At 70.0% G+C, this 25969-nt stretch carries 26 protein-coding genes; 11 read left to right on the forward strand and 15 right to left on the reverse strand.

From position 1 onward, the window contains the following. Positions 1-34: 34 nt before the first annotated feature. The 7 genes from C6C15_RS11710 to C6C15_RS11740 all read right to left on the reverse strand — a co-directional run bounded on the left by C6C15_RS11710 (position 35) and on the right by C6C15_RS11740 (position 8360). Positions 35-1348, reverse strand: a complete 1314-nt coding sequence (locus tag C6C15_RS11710) for a thymidine phosphorylase (protein WP_060921497.1) — start codon at positions 1346-1348, stop codon at positions 35-37. Then, positions 1345-1743: a cytidine deaminase gene (locus C6C15_RS11715; RefSeq protein ID WP_105950175.1), complete on the reverse strand. Its 399-nt coding sequence runs from the start codon at positions 1741-1743 to the stop codon at positions 1345-1347. The genes C6C15_RS11710 and C6C15_RS11715 overlap by 4 nt, the downstream gene beginning before the upstream one ends. A gap of 28 nt (positions 1744-1771) precedes the next feature. Next, a complete protein-coding gene (locus C6C15_RS11720) occupies positions 1772-3055 on the reverse strand; it encodes an ABC transporter permease (protein WP_199787716.1) in 1284 nt (427 codons plus the stop codon). Continuing rightward, on the reverse strand, positions 3055-4362 hold the full coding sequence (locus tag C6C15_RS11725; protein ID WP_105950177.1) for an ABC transporter permease: 1308 nt from the start codon (positions 4360-4362) through the stop codon (positions 3055-3057). Before C6C15_RS11725 ends, C6C15_RS11720 begins: the two co-directional genes overlap by 1 nt. Continuing rightward, entirely contained in the window at positions 4359-5873 is a 1515-nt protein-coding gene (locus tag C6C15_RS11730; RefSeq protein ID WP_025105661.1) for an ABC transporter ATP-binding protein, read from the reverse strand. The genes C6C15_RS11725 and C6C15_RS11730 overlap by 4 nt, the downstream gene beginning before the upstream one ends. Positions 5874-5978: 105 nt before the next feature. Continuing rightward, positions 5979-7097: a BMP family lipoprotein gene (locus C6C15_RS11735; RefSeq protein WP_105950178.1), complete on the reverse strand. Its 1119-nt coding sequence runs from the start codon at positions 7095-7097 to the stop codon at positions 5979-5981. A 147-nt stretch (positions 7098-7244) separates the two neighbouring features. Further along, the gene (locus C6C15_RS11740; RefSeq protein ID WP_060921492.1) at positions 7245-8360 is read right to left on the reverse strand and encodes a mannose-1-phosphate guanylyltransferase; all 1116 of its coding nucleotides are present in this window, start codon (positions 8358-8360) and stop codon (positions 7245-7247) included. A gap of 165 nt (positions 8361-8525) precedes the next feature. Between C6C15_RS11740 and sdhC the strand changes: the two genes are divergently transcribed. The 6 genes from sdhC to C6C15_RS11770 all read left to right on the forward strand — a co-directional run bounded on the left by sdhC (position 8526) and on the right by C6C15_RS11770 (position 14201). Beyond that, entirely contained in the window at positions 8526-8960 is a 435-nt protein-coding gene (sdhC, locus tag C6C15_RS11745; RefSeq protein WP_082758508.1) for a succinate dehydrogenase, cytochrome b556 subunit, read from the forward strand. Beyond that, entirely contained in the window at positions 8960-9400 is a 441-nt protein-coding gene (locus C6C15_RS11750) for a succinate dehydrogenase hydrophobic membrane anchor subunit (RefSeq protein WP_060921490.1), read from the forward strand. Before sdhC ends, C6C15_RS11750 begins: the two co-directional genes overlap by 1 nt. Before the next feature lie 19 nt (positions 9401-9419). After that, positions 9420-11246 carry a succinate dehydrogenase flavoprotein subunit gene (sdhA, locus tag C6C15_RS11755; RefSeq protein WP_060921489.1) on the forward strand — a complete coding sequence of 609 codons (1827 nt, stop codon included), beginning with the start codon at positions 9420-9422 and terminating at the stop codon, positions 11244-11246. A gap of 2 nt (positions 11247-11248) precedes the next feature. Continuing rightward, complete coding sequence (locus tag C6C15_RS11760; protein WP_105950179.1) at positions 11249-12016, forward strand: succinate dehydrogenase iron-sulfur subunit; 768 nt, start codon at positions 11249-11251, stop codon at positions 12014-12016. A gap of 130 nt (positions 12017-12146) precedes the next feature. Beyond that, positions 12147-13352 carry a YihY/virulence factor BrkB family protein gene (locus tag C6C15_RS11765; RefSeq protein ID WP_105950180.1) on the forward strand — a complete coding sequence of 402 codons (1206 nt, stop codon included), beginning with the start codon at positions 12147-12149 and terminating at the stop codon, positions 13350-13352. Between the two features lie 9 nt (positions 13353-13361). Then, complete coding sequence (locus C6C15_RS11770; protein ID WP_105950181.1) at positions 13362-14201, forward strand: exodeoxyribonuclease III; 840 nt, start codon at positions 13362-13364, stop codon at positions 14199-14201. Here C6C15_RS11770 and C6C15_RS11775 read toward each other — a convergent pair. Beyond that, on the reverse strand, positions 14195-14860 hold the full coding sequence (locus C6C15_RS11775; RefSeq protein WP_234024140.1) for a DUF4166 domain-containing protein: 666 nt from the start codon (positions 14858-14860) through the stop codon (positions 14195-14197). The genes C6C15_RS11770 and C6C15_RS11775 overlap by 7 nt on opposite strands. 62 nt (positions 14861-14922) lie before the next feature. Here C6C15_RS11775 and trpS point away from each other — a divergent pair, with 62 nt between their 5' ends. Then, the gene (trpS, locus tag C6C15_RS11780) at positions 14923-15927 is read left to right on the forward strand and encodes a tryptophan--tRNA ligase (protein ID WP_105950183.1); all 1005 of its coding nucleotides are present in this window, start codon (positions 14923-14925) and stop codon (positions 15925-15927) included. A gap of 26 nt (positions 15928-15953) precedes the next feature. Continuing rightward, a complete protein-coding gene (locus C6C15_RS11785) occupies positions 15954-16595 on the forward strand; it encodes a hypothetical protein (RefSeq protein ID WP_158698555.1) in 642 nt (213 codons plus the stop codon). Between the two features lie 19 nt (positions 16596-16614). Here C6C15_RS11785 and pth read toward each other — a convergent pair whose 3' ends face one another. Next, on the reverse strand, positions 16615-17196 hold the full coding sequence (gene pth / locus C6C15_RS11790) for an aminoacyl-tRNA hydrolase (protein WP_025105649.1): 582 nt from the start codon (positions 17194-17196) through the stop codon (positions 16615-16617). Between the two features lie 96 nt (positions 17197-17292). Then, on the reverse strand, positions 17293-17910 hold the full coding sequence (locus C6C15_RS11795; RefSeq protein WP_025105648.1) for a 50S ribosomal protein L25/general stress protein Ctc: 618 nt from the start codon (positions 17908-17910) through the stop codon (positions 17293-17295). 224 nt (positions 17911-18134) lie between these two features. Between C6C15_RS11795 and C6C15_RS17405 the strand changes: the two genes are divergently transcribed. After that, the gene (locus C6C15_RS17405; protein ID WP_255218687.1) at positions 18135-18260 is read left to right on the forward strand and encodes a hypothetical protein; all 126 of its coding nucleotides are present in this window, start codon (positions 18135-18137) and stop codon (positions 18258-18260) included. Here C6C15_RS17405 and C6C15_RS11800 read toward each other — a convergent pair. Beyond that, positions 18245-18769, reverse strand: a complete 525-nt coding sequence (locus C6C15_RS11800; RefSeq protein ID WP_105950185.1) for a gluconokinase — start codon at positions 18767-18769, stop codon at positions 18245-18247. The two genes, C6C15_RS17405 and C6C15_RS11800, sit on opposite strands and share 16 nt — an antisense overlap. A gap of 19 nt (positions 18770-18788) precedes the next feature. Beyond that, entirely contained in the window at positions 18789-19847 is a 1059-nt protein-coding gene (locus C6C15_RS11805) for a D-2-hydroxyacid dehydrogenase (protein ID WP_105950186.1), read from the reverse strand. Between the two features lie 162 nt (positions 19848-20009). Between C6C15_RS11805 and gndA the strand changes: the two genes are divergently transcribed. Next, entirely contained in the window at positions 20010-21464 is a 1455-nt protein-coding gene (gndA, locus tag C6C15_RS11810; protein ID WP_105950187.1) for an NADP-dependent phosphogluconate dehydrogenase, read from the forward strand. A gap of 51 nt (positions 21465-21515) precedes the next feature. Here gndA and C6C15_RS11815 read toward each other — a convergent pair whose 3' ends face one another. The 3 genes from C6C15_RS11815 to C6C15_RS11825 all read right to left on the reverse strand — a co-directional run bounded on the left by C6C15_RS11815 (position 21516) and on the right by C6C15_RS11825 (position 25073). Continuing rightward, on the reverse strand, positions 21516-22766 hold the full coding sequence (locus C6C15_RS11815; RefSeq protein ID WP_105950188.1) for an FAD-binding oxidoreductase: 1251 nt from the start codon (positions 22764-22766) through the stop codon (positions 21516-21518). A gap of 76 nt (positions 22767-22842) precedes the next feature. Next, a complete protein-coding gene (locus C6C15_RS11820) occupies positions 22843-23562 on the reverse strand; it encodes an ABC transporter ATP-binding protein (protein ID WP_186326399.1) in 720 nt (239 codons plus the stop codon). Between the two features lie 47 nt (positions 23563-23609). Continuing rightward, positions 23610-25073 (reverse strand): ABC transporter permease, encoded by a 1464-nt coding sequence (locus C6C15_RS11825; RefSeq protein WP_105950189.1) that lies wholly within the window; start codon positions 25071-25073, stop codon positions 23610-23612. A 164-nt stretch (positions 25074-25237) separates the two neighbouring features. On the opposite strand from C6C15_RS11825, the gene C6C15_RS11830 reads away from it, so the two are divergent. Beyond that, on the forward strand, positions 25238-25966 hold the full coding sequence (locus C6C15_RS11830) for a response regulator transcription factor (RefSeq protein ID WP_025105641.1): 729 nt from the start codon (positions 25238-25240) through the stop codon (positions 25964-25966). Positions 25967-25969: the final 3 nt, after the last annotated feature.

The raw sequence follows: 25969 nt of genomic DNA on the forward strand, positions 1-25969 counted from the left end.
TCGCGGGGTGTTCGTCCAGGCTAGCGCCCGGGCCTCACGCCGTGATGCGCTCGCGGACGATCGGCCCCACGGTCGGCGCTTCGTCGCCGAGCTCCCAGGCCCCTTCGAGCGCCTCGATGGCTCGCGGGAAGCGCGCCTCGTCCGCCGCCGACAGCGTGAACAGCGGCTGCCCGGCGGCCACCCGGTCACCGGGCTTCGCATGCAGGTCGATGCCCGCCTCGAAGATCACCGGGTCCTCGGCCCGCGCACGGCCCGCGCCGAGACGCCAGGCGGCGATGCCGAAGGGGAGCGCGTCCATCCGGGTGACGATGCCGTCCGCGGGCGCCGTGACGACGTGCGTCTCCCGCGCGACCGGGAGGGCCGCATCGGGGTCGCCGTCCTGGGCGCGGATCATCGCCTTCCAGGCGTCCATGGCGCGGCCGTCGTCCAGCGCTGCCTCCACGTCCGCGTCGGGCTGCCCGGCGAGGGCGAGCATCTCCCTGGCGAGCGCGACGGTCAGCTCCCGGACGTCGGCGGGTCCTCCGCCGGCGAGGATCTCGACCGACTCGCGGACCTCGTTCGCGTTGCCGATCGCGCGTCCCAGAGGGACGTTCATGTCGGTCAGAAGTGCAGTGGTGGCGACGCCGGAGTCGGTGCCGAGCGCGACCATCGTGCGGGCGAGCTCGCGGGCGCGGTCGATGTCCTGCATGAAGGCGCCGGAGCCGAACTTCACGTCCAGGACGAGAGCGTCGGTCCCCTCGGCGATCTTCTTCGACATGATGCTGGAGGCGATCAGCGGGATGGCCTCCACGGTGCCGGTCACGTCGCGGAGCGCGTAGAGCTTCTTGTCGGCGGGAGCGAGACCGGAGCCCGCGGCGCAGATCACGGCCCCGACGTCGCCCTGCATCTGCGCGAACATCTCCTCGTTGCTGAGCGCCGCGCGCCAGCCGGGGATCGACTCCAGCTTGTCGAGCGTGCCACCGGTGTGGCCGAGGCCGCGACCGCTGAGCTGCGGGACCGCCACGCCGAACGAGGCGACCAGCGGGGCCAGCGGCAGGGTGATCTTGTCGCCGACGCCGCCGGTGGAGTGCTTGTCCACGGTCTTCTTGCCGAGCGTCGCGAAGCTCATCCGCTCGCCGGAGGCGATCATCGCGTCGGTGAGCACGCGGATCTCGTCGCGCTCCATGCCGCGCTGGAAGATCGCCATCGCGAAGGACGCCATCTGCGCGTCGGACACGTAGCCGCGCGTGTAGGCGTCCACCATCCAGCGCAGCGCCGGCTCCGGCACCGCCCCGCCGTCCCGCTTGGCGCGGATCACGTCGATCGCGTCGAACTGCTCGATGGCTCCCTGAGCCTGTCCAGCGGTCATCGTGCTTCCTCCAGGTCGCGCGGCCCGAACGCATCGGGCAGCACCTCGTCGATCGTGCGGATGCCGGAGACCGTCTCCAGCAGCATGCCGGGTACGGCGTGCTCGAACAGCAGCTGCCGGCACCGGCCGCAGGGCATGATCGTCTCGCCGTCGTTGTTCACGCACACGAAGGCGACGAGCTGCCCGCCGCCGGACATGAACAGGTCGCCCACGAGCGCACACTCCGCGCACAGCGTGACGCCGTACGAGGCGTTCTCGACATTGCAGCCGGCGACGATCCGCCCGTCGCTGACGAGAGCCGCCGCCCCCACGCGGTAACGCGAGTACGGCGCGTACGCCTTGGCCATGGCTTCCGCGGCGACCTGGCGCAGCTCGTCCCAGTCGATGTCCGTCATGGTGATGGTTCCTTCTTCCCTGCGGGTTCTACGACTTGATGTACGGCTTGCCGCTGGCGGCAGGACCCCGGATCTGTCCGGCGAACCCGGCGACCGCGAGGAGCGTGACCACGTACGGCAGCATGAGCATGAACTCGCCGGGGATGGGCGTCTTCAGGATCGAGAGCAGGTTCTGCAGGTTCGTCGCGAAGCCGAAGAGCAGGGCCGCGAGCGTCGCGCGGATCGGGTCCCAGCGTCCGAAGATCACCGCGGCGAGGGCGATGAAGCCGAGCCCGGCCGTCATCTCCTTGCCGAACTGCGGGACCGAGACGAGGGTGAAGTACGCGCCGCCGATGCCGGCGATCGCGCCCGCGAGCAGCACGTTCCAGAACCGCGTCGGGTTCACCCGGATGCCGACCGTGTCGGCCGCCTGCGGGTGCTCGCCCACTGCGCGGAGGCGCAGGCCCCACTTGGTGCGGTACAGGCCCCACGCGACGACGGCCACAGTGATGAACATGAGGTACACGATGAAGGTCTGGTTGAACAGCACCGGACCGATGATCGGGATGTCGCTCAGCACCGGGATCTCGATGCGGGAGAAGCGCACCGGGGTGTTCAGCTCGGCCTCGTTCGGGGCGAGGAGCGCGCCGTAGAGGAAGCCGGTGAGGCCGGTGACGAGGACGTTGAGCACGACACCGACGATGACCTGCTCGACGAGGTACTTGATCGCGAACGCCGCCAGCACGCTCGCGACGAGAACGCCGCCGATCATGGCGCCGATGAGGCCCACGAAGGCGTTGCCGGTGATGCTGGACAGCAGCGCCGCCGAGAAGGCGCCGAGGAGCAGCTGTCCCTCGATGGCCACATTGACGACACCGGCCCGCTCGCCGATGACACCGCCGAGCGCGCCGAACACGAGCGGCACCGACAGCGACACGGCACCGAAGAGGAGGCTCGTGACGGGGACGAGGCCCCCGGCCGCGGCCCAGACGAGGAACGCGAACACCGCGAGTACGCCGTACGCCACGATGAGCCAGATCGACGGCGCACGGTACGTCCATGCCCGGAGGAACGCCCCGACCGTGAGGACGACGAGCACGGCGAAGACCAACCAGAAGGTCGGCGCGGTGGGAAGCTCCACGTCGGGGAGCTCGAAGGCCGACGTGCGGTCGCCGAGCCGGAAGGTGCTGATACCGCTGCGCGGCACGGCGAGGAAGAGCACCGCCAGCAGCGCGGTGACGACCGCGAGGCTGATCGGCGCCTTGAGGTGGCGCTCCCGGACGGTGGCGAGCTGCACCGTGCCGTCGGCGGCTTCGGTCTGCACGAGCGACATCATGCCGTCACCGCCTTCTTCGCGGCCTTGGCTCTCGCCTTGGCCGCCTTCTCTGCGTCGGACTTGGGGAGGAAGAACACCGTGCGCAGCAGCGGCGGCGCGGCGATGAACAGCACGACGAGCGACTGCACGACGAGCACGATGTCGACGGGGATGTCCTGCGCCTGCATGGAGAACGAGCCCGCCTTGAGGGCACCGAACAGGATTCCGGCTGCGAAGGTCCCCCACGCGCGGCTGCGCCCGAGGAGGGCGACCGTGATGGCGTCGAAGCCGATGCCGGCGTCGATGGTCTCGGTGACGCCGGTGGTGACGGCGCCCTGGAGCTGGTTCATCCCGGCGAGGCCGGCGAGGGCACCCGCGAAGAGCATCGCGTAGACGTAGACGCGCTTGACGCTGATGCCCGCGGCGCGAGCGGCGTGCGGGTTCTCCCCCACCGCGCGCATGCGCATACCCAGCGAGGAGCGCTCGATGAGCCACCATACGAACACCGTCGCGATGACCACGATGACGAAGCCGAGGTCGAGCAGCGGGAACTGCGAGCCGAGCAGGGTCGGGAACTGCGCGCTCTCCGGCGTGGCCGAGCCGAGCGCCTGGTTGGTCCCCGGCTTCTGCAGGAGCCCGGGCGTGCGGATCATCCACAGCAGCAGGTAGTACGCGATGTAGTTGAGCATGATCGTGAGGATCACCTCGTGCGCGCCCGTGCGTGCCTTGATGAGACCCGCGATGCCGCCCCAGAGCGCCCCGCCGGCGATACCGGCCAGCAGCGTGACGGGGAGGTGGAACCAGATCGGCAGGTCGAGGTTGAAGGTCAGCAGGGCCGCGACCGCGACACCGACGAGCATCTGACCCCGGGCGCCGATGTTGAACAGACCGACGCGGAAGGCGAGCGCGACGCCCAGACCGGCGGCGATCAGCGGAGCCGCGAAGCCCAGCGTGTTCGTCAGCGGACGGATCTGCGCGGCGAAGTCGGCGCCGCGGGCGTTGAAGATCGCTCCGCGGAACAGCGCCTCGTAGCCGTTGTAGACCGCGTTCCAGGCCGCGACGAACGTGTCGCTCGGCTTGGCGAAGAAGTACCCGGAGGCCTTCTGCACGTCTTCGTTGGTGAACGCGATGAGGATGCCGCCGACGATGAGCGCGAGGACGATCGCCAGGATCGTCGTGACGGCGCTGCCGCGGAGGATCTCCTTGAGGACGACGTTGCCGCGCGGGGGCGGGGGCACCTCCTCCGCGAGGCCCGTGCTGGGCGGGAGCTGCTCGGGAGGCAGACCCTTCGTGACGTCTCCTGCACCGGGTGTCGCGCCGCTCACGCGGTCACCTCCGCATCGGCCGCTCCGGCCATCATGAGTCCGAGTGTCTCCCGGGGCGTGTCACCGGGGACGATGCCGACGATGGTGCCGCGGTACATGACCGCGATCCGGTCGGCGAGGGCGGCGACCTCGTCGAGCTCGGTCGAGACGACGATCACGGGGATGCCCGCGTCCCGCGTCTCGATGATGCGCTTGTGGATGAACTCGATCGAGCCCACGTCCACCCCGCGGGTCGGCTGCGCGGCGACGAAGAGCCGCAGTTCGCGGCTCATCTCGCGCGCGATCACGACCTTCTGCTGGTTGCCTCCGGAGAGGGTGCCCGCGGGGGTGTCTGGGCCCTGCGTGCGGATGTCGTACTCCGCGATGCGCTCCTTGGCGAAGTCCTCCAGGGCGCCGCGGCGCAGCGTCCCGGCCCGGCTGAACGCGGGATCGTCTGAGCGGTCGAGGATGAGGTTCTCGGCGACCGAGAATCCGGCGACGAGGCCGTCCTCGGTGCGGTCCTCCGGGACGAACCCGACACCGGCGTCGAGGATGCCGCGGACGCTCTTGCCCACGAGCTCGGTGCCGTCGAGGATGATGTTCCCCTCGACGCGTGCGGCGAGGCCGACGATGGCCTCGACGAGCTCGGTCTGGCCGTTGCCCTGCACACCGGCGACGGCGAGGACCTCGCCGGGTCGCACGGTGAAGTCGACGTCGTCGACGACGATGGCTCCGGTGGCGGTGAGCACGCGGAGGTTGCGGACCTCCAGGCCGCCCTCGCCCAGCCGCGGAGCCTCCTTGTGCACGGTCAGCTCGACCGCGCGGCCGACCATCAGCGATGCCAGTTCGGCGTTGGTGGCGGTCGGCGAGGCCTCCCCCACCACCCGACCGAGCCGGACGATCGTGATGCGGTCGGCGACCTCGCGCACCTCGCGCAGCTTGTGCGTGATGAAGACGATCGCGGTGCCCTCGTCCCGGAGCTGGCGCATGATCGCCATGAGCTCGTCGGTCTCCTGCGGCGTCAGCACGGCGGTCGGCTCGTCGAAGACGAGGACCTTGGCGTCGCGGGACAGCGCCTTGATGATCTCGACGCGCTGCTGCACACCCACCGGCAGGTCGCCGACGACGGCGTCCGGATCGATGTCGAACCCGAACCGTGCGGCGACCGCGCGCACGTGCTCGCGGGCCTTCGCGATGTCCAGCGTGCCGAGGCCCTTGGTCTGCTCGTGACCGAGCATGACGTTCTCGGCCACCGTGAACACCGGCACGAGCATGAAGTGCTGGTGCACCATGCCGATGCCGGCGGCCATCGCGTCGCCCGGGCCGCGGAAGTGCTGCACGACGTCGTCGAGGAGGATCTCGCCCTCGTCGGCCTGATACAGGCCGTAGAGCACGTTCATCAGCGTCGACTTGCCTGCGCCGTTCTCGCCGAGGAGAGCGTGGATCTGACCGGGTTCGACCACGAGATCGATGTGGTCGTTCGCCACGAGGCTGCCGAATCGCTTGGTGATGCCGCGAAGTTCGAGCTTCATATCTGCACCTTATCCAGAAGAGTCACCGAGGAGAATCGTCGCCGCCCACAGTGCGGGGCGAGTGGCAGCCTGCGCCACTCGCCCCGTGCTGGGTACGGCTCCGACTCAGCGGGTGGGAGAGTTCTCGGACTCCACCGTGATGTCACCGGAGATGATCTGCTCCTGCAGAGCGGCCAGCTCGTCCGTCAGGCCCTCGGGCAGGTCCGCCTCGAAGTCGCCGAAGCCGGAGAGCTTGACGCCCTCGTTCTCGAGCGTGCCGATGTAGGGCTCCGGGTCGAACTCGCCGGCGGCGGCCGCGAGCGTCGCGTCGCGGACGGCCACGTCGATGGCCTTCATGATGGAGACGAGCGTGATGTCGGCGACGCTGGGGTCGGCGACGGCGAGGTCGCTGTCGACACCGAGCATCAGCGTGTCCTTGCCGCTGTCGTTGATCGCCGCTGCGGCGCTCTGGTAGACCGGGCCGCCGACGGGGAGGATGACGTCGACACCCTGGTCGAGCACGCCTTGGGCGGTCTGCTTGGCGGTGTCGTTGGCGTCGAAGCCGCCCGTGAAGGAGCCCTTCTGGGTGGCGGCGTCCCAACCGAAGACCTGGACGTCGGCCGACTTGTCCTCGTTGTACTTCTCGACACCGAGCTGGTAGCCGTCCATGAAGACCGCGACCGACGGGATCTGCATGCCACCGAAGGTGCCGACCTTGTTCACGCCGGCCTCTGCGGACCAGGCCGCCGCGGCGTAGCCGCCGAGGTAGGCGGCCTGGGCGGTGTCGAAGACGAGGGGCTTGATGTTCGGCGCGTCGGTGGTGCCGTCGAAGTCGTTGTCGGCCCAGTCGTCGATGATCGCGTAGTCGATGTCGGGGTTCGCGAGCGCGGACTCGACCGTGGCGGCGGACAGCTTGAAGCCGACGGAGACGATGAGCGAGCAGCCCTCGGAGACGGCGGTCTCGAGGTTCGGCGCGTAGTCGTTGTCGTTCGCGGACTCGAACTCCAGCGGCTTGATGCCGAGCTCGTCGGCGGCGCTGTCCATGCCCTCCTTGGCCGACTGGTTGAACGACTTGTCGTTCCAGCCGCCGGCGTCGGAGATGAGGCAGGGCTTGAAGTCGGAGTCGACGGGGGCGGATCCGCCCTCGGACTCGTCGGTCGGCGCCTGACCGCAGCCGGCAAGAGCGAAGACGACACCGGCGGCGACCGTCGCGCCGAGCAGCTTCTTGGTGGTGGAGATGGTCACGGATGCCTCCCTCAACGAACCCGCGGCCATCGCGGATCGATCAAAGTTACCTAGTGTTTCGACGTTCGTGCACGTCGGCCCCGGGCGGCCGGGCCAATGGTTACAAAGCTGAAATCAACCCTGCCGATGAGCACGCGCTGATGCTCATCAGAGCACGTCGCCCTGTCCGTTGAGTTTCAACGACTCCACCACGCCCTTCACCCGCTGCGCGTTCTCGACCGTCGTGACCAGGAGCGCGTCGGGGGTGTCGACCACGACGATGTCCTGCACGCCGACGAGGCTGATCACGCGGGTGGTCTGGCTGACGAGGATGCCGCTGGCCGCGTCGGTGAGTACCCGGGCACGGGGCCCGAGGACGGCGAGGTCGTTCTTGCGGCCGTTCGTGATGAGCTTCGTCAGCGACGCGAAGTCCCCCACGTCGTCCCAGTCGAAGTGCCCGGGGACCACGGCGAGGCGCCCCCGCCGCGCCGCCGGCTCCGCGACGGCGTAGTCGATCGCGATCTTCTTCAGCCGCGGCCAGATGCGGTCGACGGCGGGCCCGCGGAGCTCGCGGTCGTCCCAGGCCTCGGCGAGCTCGAGCAGACCGGCGTGCAGCGCGGGCTCGTTGGCGGCGAGCTCGTCCAGCAGGACGCTCGCCTTCGCGATGAACATGCCCGCGTTCCACAGGTAGGTGCGCTCGGCGAGGTAGGCCTTGGCCGTCTCCAGATCCGGCTTCTCGACGAAGCTCTCGACGAGGGCCGCCTCCCTGGCGCGCTCGACGACCAGCTCCGGCCCCTTCTTGATGTAGCCGAAGCCGACCGCCGGCTCGGTCGGCGCGATGCCGATCGTGCAGATGTAGCCCTCCCTCGCCACCTCGACCGCGTCGCGGACGGCGAACTCGAAGACCCGCGTGCCCCGGATGACGTGGTCGGCACTGAACGAGCCGATGATCACGTCCGGGTTGCGCCGGTGCAGCACGGCCGCCGCCAACCCGATCGCCGCCGCGGACTCGCGGGGCTCGGATTCCAGGAAGACGTTGAGGTCGGCGATGCCCGGCAGCTCCGCCTCCACCGCCGCCCGGTGCGCACGCCCGGTGACCACGGCGATCCGGTCCGGACCGGCGAGCGGCTCCAGACGGTCCCACGTGTCGCGAAGCAGCGAATGCCCGGACCCGGTGAGGTCGTGCAGGAACTTCGGGGCGTCCGCACGGGACAGCGGCCACAGCCGACTGCCGATGCCGCCGGCAGGGATGACCGCGTAGAAGTCTTCGATCGGCTCGCTCATGCAGGCCAGCGTAGCGGCGGGTCCGACTTAGGCTCCCCTTCGTCGCCCGGGGCGTCCGCGCGGGAATAGGATGGACACCGATCGGGCGTGCCTGACCCTCCTCCAGGCCAGATGTGGACGAAGCAGCGCACGCGACCGAAACACATCGATCCAGGGAGGACGACCGTGTCCACAAGCGCTCGCTTGACACCGTCGATTTCGGAAACCACGTCCAAGACCCCCCGCGGCACCCTCTACCGGGGTCGCGAAGGCATGTGGTCGTGGGTGCTTCACCGCATCACCGGAGTCGCCATCTTCTTCTTCCTGTTGGTGCACGTGCTCGACACGGCGCTGATCAGGGTGTCGCCGGAGGCGTACGACGCGGTCATCGGCACATACAAGAACCCGGTCATGGCGATCGGTGAGGTCGTGCTCGTGGCGGGCATCGTGTTCCACGCCATGAACGGCCTGCGCATCATCGCCGTCGACTTCTGGTCGAAGGGCGCCAAGTACCAGCGCCAGCTCTTCTGGGGCGTGCTGCTCGTGTGGGGCATCATCATGGCCGGCTTCGTGCCGCGCCACCTGATGCTCGCGTTCGCCGGCTTCGGAGGAGGACACTGATGACCGCCCAGACCGTCGCCGCCCCCGCCCGCCGCCAGCGCGGGATCAACCTCGAGAAGTGGGGCTGGGTCTTCATGCGCGTCTCGGGCGTCGTGCTCGTCGTGCTGATCTTCGGCCACCTCTTCGTCAACCTCATGGTCGGCGAAGGCATCCACGCCCTCGACTTCGCCTTCATCGCCGGCAAGTTCGCCACGCCGTTCTGGCAGTGGTGGGACGTGCTGATGCTCTGGCTCGCGCTCATCCACGGTGCCAACGGCATGCGGACGATCGTGAACGACTACGTGACCAACCCGACCGCGCGCAAGGCGCTCGTCTGGGCCCTCGGCCTGGCCGCGGGCCTGCTCATCCTCCTCGGCACCCTGGTCGTCTTCACGTTCGACCCGTGCCTGGGTGTGACCGAGTCGAGCACGCTGTGGGAGACCTGCCAGGCGCAGGGCTAGAAGAAGAGGCAAACGAGAAGTGACTACCCAGACGCAGGATTCCGTCGTCCGTGACGGCGTGCACTACCACCAGTTCGACATCGTCATCGTGGGCGCCGGCGGCGCCGGCATGCGGGCGGCCATCGAGGCCGGCCCCGGCGCGAAGACGGCCGTGATCTCCAAGCTGTACCCGACGCGCTCGCACACCGGTGCCGCGCAGGGCGGTATGGCGGCGGCCCTCGCGAACGTCGAGGAGGACTCCTGGGAGTGGCACACCTTCGACACCGTGAAGGGCGGCGACTACCTCGTCGACCAGGACGCGGCGGAGATCCTCGCGAAGGAGGCCATCGACGCGGTCATCGACCTCGAGAACATGGGTCTCCCCTTCAACCGCACCCCCGAGGGCAAGATCGACCAGCGTCGCTTCGGCGGTCACACGGCCGAGCACGGCAAGACCCCGGTCCGCCGCGCCTGCTACGCCGCCGACCGCACCGGTCACATGATCCTGCAGACGCTGTTCCAGAACTGCGTCAAGCTCGGCATCAACTTCTTCAACGAGTTCTACGTGCTCGACCTCATCACCGTGAAGGACGCGGCGGGCGCGACCCAGATCGCCGGCGTGGTGGCCTACGACCTCGCCACGGGCGAGCTGCACGTCTTCCAGTCCAAGGCCGTGATCTTCGCGACCGGCGGTTTCGGCAAGATCTTCAAGACGACCTCCAACGCGCACACCCTCACGGGCGACGGCGTCGGCATCGTCTGGCGCAAGGGCCTCCCCCTCGAGGACCTCGAGTTCTTCCAGTTCCACCCGACCGGCCTCGCCGGCCTCGGAATCCTCCTCACCGAGGGCGCCCGCGGCGAGGGTGCGATCCTGCGCAACGCCTCGGGTGAGCGCTTCATGGAGCGGTACGCCCCCACCATCAAGGACCTGGCGCCCCGAGACATCGTCGCGCGCTGCATGGTCCAGGAGGTCGCGGAGGGCCGCGGCGCCGGTCCCCACAAGGACTACGTGCTGCTGGACTGCACGCACCTCGGCGCCGAGGTGCTGGAGACCAAGCTCCCCGACATCACCGAGTTCGCCCGCACCTACCTGGGCGTCGACCCGGTCGTCGAGCCGGTGCCCGTCATGCCGACCGCGCACTACGCCATGGGCGGCATCCCCACGAACAACAACGGAGAGGTGCTCGCGGACAACGACACCGTCGTCCCCGGCCTCTACGCCGCCGGCGAGTGCGCCTGCGTCTCGGTGCACGGCGCCAACCGCCTCGGCACGAACTCGCTGCTCGACATCAACGTGTTCGGCAAGCGGTCCGGCCGCAACGCCGTCGAGTACGTCAAGACGGCCGAGTTCGTCCCGCTGCCGGAGAACCCCGCCGCCTTCGTCTCCGACATGCTCGAGGGCCTGCGCAACAACCAGGGCACCGAGCGGATCGCGGTCCTCCGCAAGACGCTGCAGGACGAGATGGACAAGGGCGCGCAGGTGTTCCGCACGCACGAGTCGCTGCAGCACGTCCTCGGCGTGATCGCGGAGCTCCGCGAGCGCTACAAGAACGTGCACGTCGACGACAAGGGCCACCGGTTCAACACCGACCTGCTCGAGGCCGTCGAACTGGGCTTCCTGCTCGACATCGCCGAGGTCGTCGTCTACGCCGCGCAGAACCGCGAGGAGAGCCGCGGCGGCCACATGCGCGACGACTTCCCGAAGCGCGACGACGAGAACTACATGAAGCACACCATGGCGTACCTCACGGGCGACCCGCACTCCTCCGACCCGAGCGACCACATCAAGCTCGACTGGAAGCCGGTCGTCTTCACCAAGAACGACAAGGGCGAGTTGAACTACCCGCCGATGGAGAGGAAGTACTGAGCATGTCGAACGCCATCGCCGAAGCGCCGGCCGAGACGACCGAAGACACCGGGATCCAGTCCTTCATCGTCACCTTCAACATCCGTCGGTTCGACCCCGAGGTCGACGCCGAGCCGCACTGGGTCGACTACGACGTGGAGCTCTACTCCACCGAGCGCGTCCTCGACGCCCTGCACAAGATCAAGTGGGAGGTCGACGGCTCGCTGACCTTCCGCCGCTCCTGCGCGCACGGCATCTGCGGCTCCGACGCCATGCGCATCAACGGCCGCAACCGCCTGGCCTGCAAGACGCTGATCAAGGACCTCGACATCTCGAAGCCGATCTACGTCGAGGCCATCAAGGGCCTGCCGCTGGAGAAGGACCTCGTCGTCGACATGGAGCCGTTCTTCGCGTCGTACCGCGAGGTGCAGCCGTTCCTCGTCGCGAACTCCGTGCCGGAGAAGGGCAAGGAGCGCACGCAGTCCATCGCCGACCGCGAGATCTTCGACGACACCACCAAGTGCATCCTCTGCGCCGCGTGCACCTCGTCGTGCCCCGTGTTCTGGACCGACGGGCAGTACTTCGGCCCGGCCGCGATCGTCAACGCGCACCGCTTCATCTTCGACTCGCGCGACGACAACGCCGCGGTGCGTCTCGACATCCTCAACGACAAGGAGGGCGTCTGGCGCTGCCGCACGACCTTCAACTGCTCCGAGGCCTGCCCCCGTGGCATCGAGGTCACCAAGGCCATCGCCGAGGTCAAGCAGGCGGTCCTCCGCGGCCGTCCCTGACGCCGACACAGGCATTCACGCGAGAACAGGCGGTCCCGGACGGGGCCGCCTGTTCTCGTGTCTGCGCCTGTTCTCGCGGAGGCAGGCAGGGCGCGCGAAGGCGGGGCCCGCGCTTGGGTAGGGTGGGGGCGTGTCCGAGCCCGGTTCGGCGACCGACGGTCGCCTCGATGCCGCGGTCGAGCGCGCGACCGCGCTGACCCGGCGTACGCTCGGCCTCTTCCCGGTGCGGGTGTGGCGGCACTTCCTGCAGCACAACGGCTTCCTGCTCGCCGCCGGGGTGAGCTACCAGGCGCTGTTCGCCATCTTCGCCGCGATCTACCTCGCGTTCGCCATCGCGGGCCTCTGGCTCGGCGGCAGCGAGGAGGCGGTGAACGGCCTCATCGACATCATCAACAACTACATCCCGAACCTCATCCTCGACGAGGGCGGCGTCTTCACCCCCGCGCAGGTGCAGGAGATCGCGTCGAACACCAGCGGGTTCCTCGGCATCACCGGTCTCATCGCCCTCGGCACGGTGATCTGGACCGCGATCGGGTGGGTGACCTTCTCCCGGCGGGCCGTGCGAGACATCTTCGGCCTCGAGCCCGACCGGCGCAGCTACCTCCTCCTCAAGGCGCGCGACCTGCTCGCCGCTCTCATCTTCGGAGTCGCTCTCATCGTCGGCTCCGCACTGAGCTCGGCCAGCGCCGCGGTCCTCAGCTGGGTGCTGTCGCTGCTGGGCTGGGATGCCGGCTCCGACGGCCTCAACATCAGCATCCGGATCGGCACCGTCCTGGTGTCGTTCGTCCTGCTGACGGGAGCGCTGGCGGCGATGGTGCGCTTCCTCACCGGCACCTCGCTGCACTGGGGCACCATCTGGCCCGGCGCCCTCCTCGGCGGCGCGGCCATGACGGTGCTGCAGTTCGGGGTCGGGTTCCTGTTGAGCTACACGCCGTCGAACCCGCTGCTGGCGACCTTCGCGATCTTCGTCGGACTGCTGCTGTGGTTCCGGGTGAACGGGGTGGTCATGCTCGTCGCCGCCTCGTGGATCGCCGTCGCCGCCCAGGACCGCGACCTCCCGCTCCTGCTGCCGACGGAGGCCGAGCGGCGGGTGGCCGAACACGCCACGCTGCTCTCCGCGGCACGGATCCGCTTGCGCGACGCCCGGGCCGCGCGCGACGAGGCCCCGTGGTACCGGAGCTGGGCCGCCGGGCACGCCGTCCGCGCGGCGGAGGACGAGGTCGCGCGACTGGAGGCCTCCGCTCCCCCGCCCGCACCCCCGACCTCCCCTCTCGCGCAGCGCCTGCTCTCCGAGCTCGACCACCGTCAGAACCGCGATGTCGGCGGTGCTCGTTAGGCTGGAGGAATGCCTCACCTGCGTATCGCCTCGGTCAATGTCAACGGGATCCGGGCGGCCGCCCGCAACGGGATGAGCACGTGGCTGGACGCCGCGGACATCGACATCCTCACCCTTCAGGAGGTGCGCGGGCAGGACGAGCACATCGAGGCCGCCCTCCCCGGCTGGACCTTCGTTCACGATGAGGCCACGGCCAAGGGGCGAGCGGGCGTCGCGATCGCCAGCCGCCTCCCCGCGCTCGCCTCCCGGGTGGACTTCGGCCCGGAGGACTTCGACTCCAAGGGCCGCTGGATCGAGGCCGACTTCCTGATCGGCGACCGTCCGCTCACCGTCGTCAGCGCCTACGTGCACTCCGGCGAGGCCGACACCCCGAAGCAGGACGAGAAGTGGAAGTTCCTCGATGCGTTCGAGGCTCGACTGGCGAGTCTGAACACCGACGGCGCCCTCGCGCTCGTCACCGGAGACCTCAATGTGGGGCACCGCGAGCTCGACATCAAGAACTGGCGCGGCAACCGCACCAAGGCCGGCTTCCTGCCGCGCGAACGCGCCTACTTCGATCGCTTCCTCGGTGAGGCCGGGGCCTCGGTCACCGGCGTCGACGGCTCGGTCGGCACCGGTCTGGGCTGGGTGGACGTCGGCCGCCGCTTCCATGGCGAGGTGGACGGGCCGTACACCTGGTGGTCCATGCGCGGGAAGGCCTTCGACAACGACTCGGGATGGCGCATCGACTACCACCTGGCCACGCCCGCTCTCGCCGGGCGCGTCCAGGCGTATCACGTGGCCCGTGCGGCCGCGTACGACCAGCGCTGGAGCGACCACGCGCCGGTCGTCGTCGACTACACCTACTGACCCGGTTCCGGCCGCTCGGAGGGCGACGGCGGCGACTCGCGATACCATCCGCGGTACTCCAGAACGGTGCCGAGCAGGGGGTTCACGGCGCGCATGTCGATGGTGCGACGGCGGTGCTCGGCGTCCCAGCCGTCGACGAGGTCCACGTGCACCCCGAGCGGACCGGGCAGAGCGAACCGCCGACCGAACAGCCGCAGGGCGACCCGGACGGTGCGCATCCGCAGGAAGCCCTCCGCCGTCACACTGCACTCCTCGATGAGCTCCACGCGGCCGCGGGCGCCGAGGAGATTCCGGACCAGTCCCGGCCGCACGCTCACCGTCAGCCGGTCCACGATCCGTGCGGTCCGCCCGGGGAAGAGGAACTCGCGGGTGGAGTCCAGTGTCGCGCGGCCCGTCTCCGCGCGTCCGGTCGTCGTGCGGAGGACGAACCGGACGTCTCGTCCCGATGTCGGCACCAGCAGCCCCGGTCCGACGATCGGACGCGCGAGAGCCGCCCAGCGGCCGAACCGGCTCCCCGCGACCGCGAACATCCCCTCCGCATGCCCCGCCGGTGCCGGAGCGCGGTACTGCGCGAGGATCTCCGGATGGAGACGCTCCGCTTCCGCGCCCAGCGCATCGAGGAACACCTGTCCGCGCCTCAGCGGCATGCCGTCCGTCATGACGTCAGCGTAGAGGATGCGGCGACGCCGGGCTTCGCCGCGCGGACGCATAGGATTGACGGGTGAACAAGCCTCGTCTCTACTCCGGAATGCAGCCCTCCGCCGACTCCCTCCAGATCGGCAACTACATCGGCGCGCTCCTGCAGTGGCGGGAGCTCCAGACCTCGTACGACGCGTTCTTCTCCGTCGTCGACCTGCACGCCCTCACGGTCGCCCAGAACCCGGCCGAGCTGCGCGAGAAGACCCGCCGTACCGCCGCGCAGTACATCGCCGCGGGCATCGAGCCGTCGCAGTCGACGCTGTACGTGCAGTCGCACGTCCGTGCGCACGCCGAGCTCGCCTGGATCCTCAGCACGATCACCGGCTTCGGCGAGGCCGGACGCATGACCCAGTTCAAGGACAAGTCGGCCCGCTACGGCGCCGATGCGACCAGCGTCGGCCTCTTCACCTATCCGGTGCTCATGGCCGCCGACATCCTGCTCTACCAGACCGACGTCGTGCCGGTCGGCGACGACCAGAAGCAGCACGTAGAGCTCACCCGCGACCTCGCGGAGCGCTTCAACTCGCGGTTCGGCGAGACCTTCACGGTGCCGGTCCCGGTCATCCAGAAGGAGACGGCGAGGATCTACGACCTGCAGAACCCGACGGCGAAGATGTCGAAGTCGGCCGAGAGCGACGCCGGTGTGCTGTGGATGCTCGACGACCCGGCGAAGTCGGCGAAGAAGATCATGCGCGCGGTGACCGACAACGAGGGCACCGTGCGGTTCGATCGGGAGGCCAAGCCCGGCGTCTCGAACCTGCTGACCATCTACGCCGCCCTGACCGGCCGTCAGATCCCGGCGATCGAGGACGAGTACGCGGGCCGCGGCTACGGCGACTTCAAGAAGGGCCTCGCCGAGATCGTCGTGGAGGAGTTCGCCCCGGTGCGCGACCGTGCCCTCGAGCTCCTCGACGACCCGGCGGAGCTCGACCGGATCCTCGCCGAGAACGCCGCCCGTGCCGACGCCGTCGCCGACCGCACGCTGTCCGACGTGTACGACCGCGTCGGACTGCTGCGCCGGGTGTGAGCCGCAGCCGACCCTAGGATGACATCGTGACCGATCCGCAGCTGCCCCCTCCGCCCGGCGCCGTGCCACCCCTGCCCCCGGCGACCTCGGTCCCGCAGGAGCCGGCATCCGGTGCGGTCCCGCCGCCCGCGTATCCGTCGGCGCCGCCTGCTCCTCCGGCAACGTACCCGCCCGCCGGCGGATACGGCCAGCCGGCACCCCCTGCCGCGCCTCCCGGGGCGTATCAGGTGCCCGTGGGCGGCTACGCGGCACCGTCCGGCACGTACACCGCGCCGGACGCCGCGCCGAAGCCCTCGGGATTCCTCGGCCTGCTCGCTCTCGGCCTCTCGATCCTCGCGGCCGTCGTCATGCCGATCATCGGCGGCGTCAGCGCGTTCGAGGTCGGCCGCCGCATCCCGCAGGGCTTCAGCGGCTCCACGGGCAATCTCGGGTTCCTGTTCCCCGCGCGCGACCAGGTGCTGTGGACGGAGCTGTCCTTCTGGGCCGGGACGGTGCTCGGCATCGCCGCGATCGTGCTGGGGATCATCGCGATCCGCCGGAAGCAGGGGCGCGGAGCGGGCATTGCCGCGCTCATCGTCGCCGTCCTCGGCGCGATCATCTTCTTCGTCGCCGTCTTCACCGCTTTCGCCGTCGGCGGGGCGGCGGGGTACGCCACCTTCACCACCTGACACGCGGCGCGCCGCGTCCTCAGCGAGGGGCGTGGTGCTTCTGCTGCGCGGCGAGCAGCCCCTCGTCGACGAGGAGCTCGACGGCGTCGGCCGCGTCGCCCACGAGGAGGGGCAGGTTCGCGCGCTCGTCCTTGCCGAACGGGGAGAGCACCCAGTCGGCGGGGTCCTGACGCCCCACCGGCCGGCCGATGCCCACGCGCACCCGGGGGAAGTCCGGGCTCGTGAGCGCTCGCGCGATGTCGCGGACGCCGTTGTGCCCGCCGTGGCCTCCCCCGGTCTTGAGCTTGACCGTGTCGAACGGGATGTCGAGCTCATCATGCACGACGACCACGTGATCGAGGGGGACGGAGTAGAACCGGGCGAGCGCCGCGACGGGCGTACCCGAGACGTTCATGAACGTGTTCGGCTTCGCGAGCACGAGCTTGTCGGCGCCGGGGCGGAGCCAGGTCTCCACGACGCGCGCGCCGCCCTTGTGCTCCCGGAAGCTCTCGCCGCGCCGGGCCGCGAGCTCGTCGACGACCATCTGGCCGATGTTGTGGCGGGTCGCCTCATAGCGGGGTCCGGGGTTGCCGAGACCGACCACGAGCCAGGTCGCTGCCATTCCTCGTCCTCTCTCGCCGGAGCCGTCACCCCGGTCAGGATACGACGGAGGGGACGCGATCCGATCGCGTCCCCTCCGTGATGAAGCAGGCGGAGATCACTCCGCGGCGGCCTCCTCGGACGCCTCGGCGGCGCCCTCGGCGGACTCGCCCTCGGTCTCCTCGTCCTCGACCGGAGCGGCCGGGACGGAGATGGCGACCACGAGGACCTCGGCGTCGGTGAGGAGCGTCGAGCCCTTCGGGAGGGTGACGTCGGCGGCGGTGATGTGCGCGCCCTCCTCGAGACCCTCGACCGAGACCTCGATGTTCTCGGGGATGTGCGTGGCCTCGGCCTCGACCTGGATGGTCGTGGCGTCGAGGTTGACGATGGTGCCGGGAGCCGGCTCGCCGGTCACGACGACGGGGACGTCGATGGCGACCTTCTCGCCCTTCTTCACGACCAGGAGGTCGATGTGCTCGATGATCTGGTGCACCGGGTCCTTCTGCACGTCCTTGACGAGCGCGAGCTGCGAGGTGCCCTCGATGTCGAGGTCGAGCAGCGCGTTGGCGCGACGGATGATCAGGGAGACCTGGTGACCCGGCAGGGCGACGTGCACAGGCTCGGTGCCGTGGCCGTAGATGACCGCGGGGATCTTGCCGGCGGCGCGCAGACGACGGGCGAAGCCCTTGCCGAAGCTGCTGCGCAGCTCGGCGTGGACCGTGGTGTCTTCAGACATGAGGTTCTCCTTCGGGCACGCAGCGAAGGCGCCGCGCGGTGGTCTTGGAATTGTGGACTCGAACGCGGACGCGTGAGGAAAGCCACCGGGCTTGCTTCGCCGCGTCGATCACGGACGTCCGCGCACGCGCAGAAGCGTCCCTCGCCGAGGTACGACTCCATGGTACCGGATGACCCGATAGGCTGAGGACACCGGTCCCCTCTGCAGAAATTCGGAGTACCTCCATGCTCGACGCCGCGTTCCTCTCTCACGTCCTCCTCTGGGTGATCGGCGCCATGTCGCTGTGCGCCGCCGTCGCAACGGGCGCCGCCCTGTTCTCCCTCGGCCGCTCGGGCTACCGCAAGGACTGAGCGCCCCCTGGCGCTCCCGTCACCGCGGTGAGCGCCTTCCGGATCGCCGCCACCTCGCGCCTCAGCGGAAGCGCGGCATCGACCCGGAGCCCCGACTCGTCGTCCGTCAGCGGTTCCCACGCGTCGAGCTGAGAATCGAGCAGCGAGGCCGGCATGAAGTGGTCGGAGCGACCGCCGACCCGCCGTGCGAGCGTCTCCCGTGCCACGCCGAGCTCGACGAAAACGGCGTCCGGCGCTTCCGCCCTGATGGCATCCCGGTAGCGCCGCCGCAGCGCGGAGCACGCGACCACGATGTGCGCCTCCGCGGCGAGCGTCCGTCCGACCACCCGCAGCCACGGCATCCGGTCCTCGTCGTCGAGGGCGATACCCGCCGCCATCTTCTCGACGTTGGTGAGCGGATGCAGGTCGTCCCCGTCCACGAAGCGCGCCCCGAGATCCTCGGCCAGCGCCGCACCCACCGTCGACTTGCCGGAGCCGCTGGGCCCCATCACGACGATGCGCACGCTCATGCCGGCCTGCCGTCGATCCTCAGTAGAACTCGACCGTGTCGACCACTGCACGCAGCTCGCGTCCGTCGAGCAGCCGGGTGGCGTTCTCGGCGAATCGCCGCGCGATGCGCTCCTCTTCCTTCGAGCTGAGCGCCGCGGTGTGCGGACTGACGAGGACGCGGGGGTGCGCCCACAGCGGGGACTCGGCGGGCAGCGGCTCCTGCTCGAAGACGTCCAGCCCGGCGAAGCCGACGCGGCCGTCGTCGAGCGCGGCGAGAAGCGCCGTCTCATCGACGACGCTGCCGCGTCCGACGTTGGTGAGGATGACCCCGGGCTTCACCGCCTGCAGGACCTCCTCGCCGATGAGATGCCTGGTCTGCTCGGTGCCCGGCAGCGTGACGACGATCGCGTCGACCTCGCCCACCGCGCCCACGAGCTCGTCGGGCGCGATGAGACGGTCGACACCCTCGACCGCACGGCCGGAGCGACTGGTCCCCCACACCCGCGCGCCGAGCGCGTGGAACCGGCGGGCGCACTCCGCGCCGATGCCGCCGAGCCCCACCACCAGCACGGTCATCTCGTCGACCTGACGCATCTCCCAGCGGTCGGGCCAGACGCGGCGATCCTGATCCGTCCGCAGGCGTGGAAGGTCCTTCGCGCCGGCGAGCACCGCGAAGACGGCGAACTCGGCGAGCGTGCCGCCGTGGACGCCCGCGCTGGTGGTGAAGACGATGCGGTCGAGATCCGCCCGGTCGAGCCCCGCGGCCTTCACGGTGCTCCCGCCGCCGGCCGCCGTGGTCATGACCCACCGCAGCCGCGGGTTCGCGGACACCGTTCGCGCCAGCGCGTCGGGGTCGACGTCGGGGATGCCGAAGAGGACGTCGGCCGAGTCGACGAGGTCGTCGAACGCCCGCTGCTGCTCCGGCGTGCGAGTGAAGTCAGGATCGCCCGACCAGTCTGCAGGGCCGCGCATAGGAGGCACGAGCGCCGCATTGTGGGCGACCTCGAGCCGCGGCTCGAGCTCCTCGATGAGCCCGCACAGCTCCTCCGCCAACGGCACCGCGACGACAGCGCGGACCTTCTTCTCGGACTCCGTCACGACCGACTCCCTCCAGCTCCTGTGCTCTCCTCAGCGTAGAGGTCCCGAGCGTCCGGCCGCCCGGCACCGCGGACGATGACAGGGCCGCGTCACGGGTGCGCCTCGATCCGCCCTACAGCGATACGCTGAACTCAACCCTTCTTCACGACCGAGGAGCCTTCCGTGCCCGAAGCATCAGCGAACATCGGAGTCGTCGGACTCGCCGTCATGGGGTCGAACCTCGCCCGCAACCTCGCGAGCCGCGAGGGCAACACCGTGGCGATCTTCAACCGCAGCTACGAGAAGACGCAGACCCTCCTCGACGAGCATCCCGAGGCGGGCTTCATCCCGGCGAAGACCTACCAGGAGTTCGCCGATTCGCTGCAGAAGCCGCGTACCGCGATCATCATGGTCAAGGCCGGAGCTCCGACCGACGCCGTGATCGACTCCCTCGTCGAGGTCTTCGAGCCGGGCGACATCATCGTCGACGGCGGCAACGCCTACTTCCCGGACACCATCCGCCGCGAGAAGGCCGTCCGCGAGACCGGCATCAACTTCGTCGGCGCCGGCATCTCCGGCGGCGAGGAGGGGGCCCTCACCGGTCCCTCGATCATGCCGGGCGGCTCCGACGAGTCCTGGGTCACGCTCGGACCCATCCTGAAGTCCATCGCCGCGATCGCCGAGGGCGAGCCCTGCGTGACGCACGTCGGCCACGACGGCGCCGGCCACTTCGTCAAGATGGTGCACAACGGCATCGAGTACGCCGACATGCAGCTCATCGCCGAGGCCTACGACCTCATCCGTCGTGGCACCGGCAAGACGCCCGCGGAGATCGCCGAGATCTTCGCCGAGTGGAACCGCGGCGAGCTGGAGTCGTACCTCATCGAGATCACCGCCGAGGTGCTGCGGCAGATCGACGCGTCCACCGGCAAGCCGCTCGTCGACGTCATCCTGGACCAGGCCGGCGCGAAGGGCACCGGTGCCTGGACCGTGCAGACCGCGCTCTCGCTCGGCGTTCCGGTCTCGGGTATTGCCGAGGCGACGTTCGCCCGCTCCCTCTCCTCGCACCCCGAGCAGCGCGCGGTCGCCGCGGCGCTTCCCGGCCCGGACGAGGAGTTCACGGTCCCGGCCGACGAGGTCGACGCCTTCGTCGAGGACGTCCGCCTGGCGCTCTACGCCTCCAAGATCGTCGCCTACTCGCAGGGCTTCGACGAGATCCGCGCCGGTGCCGCCGAGTACGGCTGGAACATCGATCTCGGTGCGATCTCCAAGATCTGGCGCGGCGGCTGCATCATCCGTGCCCAGTTCCTGAACCGGATCGCGGACGCCTACGCCGAGACGCCCGACCTGCCCGTGCTGATGACGGCTCCGTACTTCGCCGAGGCGCTCACCCGCGGCCAGGCGGCATGGCGCCGCGTGGTGGTCACGGCGGCGCAGTCCGGCATCCCGGCTCCGGCGTTCTCGTCGTCGTTGTCGTACTACGACGGCATCCGCGCCGACCGCCTTCCGGCTGCTCTCGTGCAGGGCCAGCGCGACTTCTTCGGCGCGCACACCTACAAGCGCATCGACAAGGAGGGCACCTTCCACACGCTGTGGTCGGGCGACCGCTCCGAGATCGAGGCCGAAGACACGCACTGACCTCGGGTCTGCGAAGGGCCGGGCACCGTACGGTGCCCGGCCCTTCGTGCGTCAGACGAGGATGTTGTGGTTGCGGCGGAACACGTTCTGCGGGTCCCACTGCGCCTTCACCGCCCGCAGACGCGCGTAGCCGTCACGGCCGTACATCCCGGACACCGCGTCCGGTCGCTCGCGGTCGACGAAGTTGCTGTACTCGGCGAGGCGGCCCTCGACGATCCGCTGCGCGTCGGCGGCGGCTTTCTCACGCCCCTGCTCGTCGAGCAGTCCGGGGACGTCGAAGGCACCGGCCATGACGAACCAGGTCGCGCTGCGCGCCGGGAAGGCCGTCTCCTCCTGCGGCACGTCGCCGAACGCCCCGCCGAGGGACCGGAGGAAGACGACCGAGGCGGGGTACTCCCGCCGATAGGCCACCAGCCGATCGATCGTCTCATCGTCGAGGTCGGCGACGAGCCCGTTCCCGCCGAGGAACCCGGGAGGGGCGGGAGCCTCGCCGCCCTCGGGCTGCGGCATCTCCATCAGGATGTCCCGGTAGGCGGGCTCGGTGATCTCCGTCGTGACACCGTCGAGGGCGGTGATCGGCGCGAGCTCCACACGCAGCGCCTCCGGGTCGGGCCCTGCCCACACGGCGGTCAGCCGGGCACCGGCCGGAGCACTCGGGTCCATGGGCGGCACGTCCATGTACGTGACGGTCAGTTCGCGCGGGGCGTCGCGGAGGAGTTCGCGCGCGGCCCGGAGCACGGCCGTCGCGTCACCTTCGACGACGGACTCGGCCAGCGCGATCCCCGGCAGACGATGCGCCTCGAAATCGAAACGGGTGACGATGCCGAAGTTGCCGCCACCGCCGCGCAGCGCCCAGAACAGGTCGGGATGCTGCGTGGCCGACACCTCCACCACGTCTCCGCTCGCGGTGACGACCTGGGCGCCGACGAGCTGATCGACGGCGAGGCCCCAGGCGCGCACCATCCAGCCGATGCCGCCGCCGAGCGTGAGGCCGCCGACACCGACGCTGGCCGTGTCGCCGGAGCTCAGGGCGAGGCCGTGGGCGGCGAGGGCTGTCGCGACATCGCCCCAGACAGCACCGCCACCGATGCGTACGGCGGTGCCGTCGACCTCGATCGAGGAGAGCTCCCCGAGTTCGAGCCGCAGACCGCGGGCGGAGGCGTGGGACCAGGGCCCGTGGCCGCCGGAGACGACGGTCAGGGGGACCGCCTCCTGCGCGGCGGCGCGGACGAGCGCGGCGACCTCGGAGACGGTGGAGGGACGGTGGACGGTGGGCTGTGCGGATTCGACGTGGTCGACCATGAGCACACGGTAGACCCGGGGTCGGACATCGCGGAAGAGGGGCGGCTCGCCGTCCGCCCCTCCCCCGCGCCGCCGGCTATCGGGTGATGTCTTTCACCGTCCCCTGCGTCAGACGCAGCCGCTTCGTCGCGCGTCGCGCCACCGCGGAGTCGTGCGTGACCACGACCATGGTGATGCCCTCCGCGCACAGCCGCTCGAGGAGGTCGAGGATCTCGTCGCGCATCCTCTCGTCGAGGTTGCCCGTCGGCTCGTCCGCGAGCAGCACCCGCGGGCGCTTGACGATCGCCCGCGCGATCGCGACACGCTGCTGCTGTCCACCGGACAACTCTGCGGGACGATGGTCTCCGCGGTCCGCCAGGCCGACGTGGGCGAGGGCGGCGGCGACCCGCGTGCGTCGTTCCGCCGGGTCGATGCCGAGCGGCTCCAGGGCCATGTCGACGTTCTCCGCCGCCGTCAGCGTCGGGATCAGGTTGAACCCCTGGAAGACGAATCCGATCTCCTGCGCGCGGATCCGTCCCAGCTCCGACGGCGAGGCCGACGACAGTTCACGGCCGTCCAGCTGCAGCGTCCCGGAGGTCGGGGTGTCGAGCGCCCCCAGCAGCTGCAGCAGTGTCGACTTGCCCCCTCCGGTCGGCCCCTGGATCGTGACGAAGGCGCCGGGCATGATCTCCAGGTCGACGCCCGTGAGCGCCGTCACCGTCCGTCCCCTCCGCGTATAGGTGCGGGTGACGCCCGTCGCCCGGTACAGCGGGGTCGCCGCCGACGAGGCCGGAACGCGGGCCTCGGAATCCGTCATCGTGGTCATCTCGGTCTCCTTCTCTCCTGTGTGGTTCGCGACGTCGCTCATGCGACGGACCGCAGGGCCTCGGCCGGGCTCAGTCGCGCCGCCCGCCAGCCTCCGAAGGCGCCGGCGACGAGTCCGCCCAGCACCGCGAGACCCACGGCGGCGACGAGCACCCAGGGGGTCAGCGGTGCCTGCAGCACGATGTCGGCGGTCTCCGCGCCCGGGGCCATGCCGCCGGGGCCGCCGAAGCCTCCTCCTCCGTCCGGGCCTCCGCCGACGGCCGTGGATCCGGCGGCCACGGTCGGCTGCATGACGGTGATGATCAGGATCCCGGCGAGGCCGAGCACGAGACCAGCTGCGCCTCCGAGGAGTCCCTGCACCATCGACTCCCCGGCGACCTGGCGCACGACGCGGCCGTTCGACCACCCCATCGCCTTCAGGGTGCCGAACTCGCGGGTGCGGCGGCCGACGCCGGAGAGGGTGAGGAGCACCGAGAGCAGCACGGCGACGGCGAGGACGATGATCGACAGCCAGGTGCCGAGATTCGTGACGAGCGCCGTCGCGTTCGATAGCGAGCCGGACACGGTCGCAGCGAGCTCGGACTGCGAGGAGACGGTGGCGTCGGGAAGCTCCTCCGCCAGGGCCGTCTGCACCTCGTCGATGGACGACGCCGAATCCGCCTGCACGTACACCGTGGAGATCTCGTCCTCGACGCCGGCCAGCTCCTGTGCGGTGTCGAGCGGGAGGTAGACGTCCGCCGCGGTGTCTGCGGCATCGGACGCCGACGTGAGGAGGCCGACGACCTCGACGTCGGAGCCCGCGACGTCCAGGGTGTCGCCGACGGCGATGTCCTCCGTCGCCGCGTACGTGCTGTCCACCAGCGCGACGAGGGCTCCGCTGTCGTCGGCGTCCAGCCCACGCCCCTCGCCGATCTCGGCGGAGGCCAGCGGGCCGACCTCCGACGCGGACGGGTCGATGCCGAGGACGGTGAACGAGTCGATGCCGAACGCACCGCCTCCGCCCCCGCCGCCACCCTGCGGAGGCGCCTGGCCCTCCGCAGGCGCCTCGCCGCCCTCCGCACCGTCCTGCCCGCCGAAGCCGCCACTCGGCAGCTCACCGGAGAAGGTCGAGTTCGTCAGGCTCAGCGCACCGGTCGCGGCGGCGACGCCATCGGTACCGGCCACCGTGTCCAGCACCGCGGCGTCGAGCGTCGTCCGGCCGAAGTCCGTGCGCAGGGTCGACTGCTCCAGGGTCGTGGTCTCGCCGTCGCTCTCCCCCGCGTCCTCGTCGAACTCGAACCGCGGTCCTGTCCCGTCGCCCGGTTCCGCGGCGGCACCCGTGACGGTCAGATCCGTCCCCACTCCGTAGACCGCTGCCAACGACTGCGCCTGGGCGTCGCGCACACCGGTCGTCAGGGCGTTCACCACGATCACGAGTCCGATCGCGATCGCGAGCCCGATGGCCACGATCGCCGTCTGCTTCTTGCGGCCCGCGAGTTCGCGCCGCAGATATCGTCCGTACATGTCTCTCCTCCCGCCGCGACGATCGCGGCGCGGAACCGACGCTAGGGACAACCGTTATGCGGATTCGAGGGACGGATGATGAGGGTTCTATGAGGCGGACATCTCCCAGAGAACCCATAGCCCGCTCCATAGAAATCACATAGGAAATTCCGCAGAATAGAGGCATGACCAGCGACCTGCCCGAACTGCGCCGCCCCGACGGCTCCCCTCTGCGCATCCTCGCCGTGGACGACGAGCAGATGCTCACCGATCTGCTCGCCATGGCCCTGCGCATGGAGGGCTGGGAGGTGCGCACCGCCTCCTCCGGCCTCGAGGCGATCCAGGTCGCGAAGGAGTTCGAACCGGACGCCCTCGTGCTCGACATCATGATGCCCGACCTCGACGGGATGGCCGTGCTGAAGCGCCTCCGCGAAGCAGGCAACCTCGTCCCGGTCCTCTTCCTCACGGCGAAGGATGCCGTGGGCGACCGCGTCGCCGGGCTCACCGCCGGGGGCGACGATTACGTGACCAAGCCGTTCAGCCTGGAAGAGGTGATCGCCCGGCTCCGCGCGATCATCCGGCGCACCGGACACGCCAGCGCCGACGACGGGCAGTCGATCCTCCGCGTCGCCGATCTCACGCTCAACGAGGACAGCCACGAGGTCGTCCGGGACGGCGTGGAGATCGAGCTGACCGCGACCGAGTTCGAGTTGCTGCGCTACCTCATGCGCAACGAGCGCCGGGTGCTGTCCAAGGCGCAGATCCTGGACCGCGTCTGGAGCTACGACTTCGGTGGCAAGTCGTCGGTCGTGGAGCTCTACATCTCGTACCTCCGGAAGAAGATCGACGCCGGCCGCACGCCCCTCCTGCACACCGTGCGCGGCGTCGGCTACATGATCAAGGCCCCGCAGTGAGCG

The organism is Microbacterium sp. str. 'China', assembly GCF_002993305.1.
GTDB classification, from domain to species: Bacteria; Actinomycetota; Actinomycetes; order Actinomycetales; family Microbacteriaceae; genus Microbacterium; species Microbacterium paraoxydans.

Coding starts and splice junctions, on each gene's coding strand:
- C6C15_RS11710 (WP_060921497.1), bottom strand. CDS start 1,348: ATGACCGCTGGACAGGCTCAGGGAGCCATCGAGCAGTTCGACGCGATC.
- C6C15_RS11715 (WP_105950175.1), bottom strand. CDS start 1,743: ATGACGGACATCGACTGGGACGAGCTGCGCCAGGTCGCCGCGGAAGCC.
- C6C15_RS11720 (WP_199787716.1), bottom strand. CDS start 3,055: ATGTCGCTCGTGCAGACCGAAGCCGCCGACGGCACGGTGCAGCTCGCC.
- C6C15_RS11730 (WP_025105661.1), bottom strand. CDS start 5,873: ATGAAGCTCGAACTTCGCGGCATCACCAAGCGATTCGGCAGCCTCGTG.
- C6C15_RS11740 (WP_060921492.1), bottom strand. CDS start 8,360: ATGAGCGAGCCGATCGAAGACTTCTACGCGGTCATCCCTGCCGGCGGC.
- C6C15_RS11750 (WP_060921490.1), top strand. CDS start 8,960: ATGACCGCCCAGACCGTCGCCGCCCCCGCCCGCCGCCAGCGCGGGATC.
- C6C15_RS11760 (WP_105950179.1), top strand. CDS start 11,249: ATGTCGAACGCCATCGCCGAAGCGCCGGCCGAGACGACCGAAGACACC.
- C6C15_RS11770 (WP_105950181.1), top strand. CDS start 13,362: ATGCCTCACCTGCGTATCGCCTCGGTCAATGTCAACGGGATCCGGGCG.
- C6C15_RS11775 (WP_234024140.1), bottom strand. CDS start 14,860: ATGACGGACGGCATGCCGCTGAGGCGCGGACAGGTGTTCCTCGATGCG.
- pth (WP_025105649.1), bottom strand. CDS start 17,196: ATGGCAGCGACCTGGCTCGTGGTCGGTCTCGGCAACCCCGGACCCCGC.
- C6C15_RS11795 (WP_025105648.1), bottom strand. CDS start 17,910: ATGTCTGAAGACACCACGGTCCACGCCGAGCTGCGCAGCAGCTTCGGC.
- C6C15_RS17405 (WP_255218687.1), top strand. CDS start 18,135: ATGCTCGACGCCGCGTTCCTCTCTCACGTCCTCCTCTGGGTGATCGGC.
- C6C15_RS11800 (WP_105950185.1), bottom strand. CDS start 18,769: ATGAGCGTGCGCATCGTCGTGATGGGGCCCAGCGGCTCCGGCAAGTCG.
- C6C15_RS11815 (WP_105950188.1), bottom strand. CDS start 22,766: ATGGTCGACCACGTCGAATCCGCACAGCCCACCGTCCACCGTCCCTCC.
- C6C15_RS11820 (WP_186326399.1), bottom strand. CDS start 23,562: ATGACGGATTCCGAGGCCCGCGTTCCGGCCTCGTCGGCGGCGACCCCG.
- C6C15_RS11825 (WP_105950189.1), bottom strand. CDS start 25,073: ATGTACGGACGATATCTGCGGCGCGAACTCGCGGGCCGCAAGAAGCAG.
- C6C15_RS11830 (WP_025105641.1), top strand. CDS start 25,238: ATGACCAGCGACCTGCCCGAACTGCGCCGCCCCGACGGCTCCCCTCTG.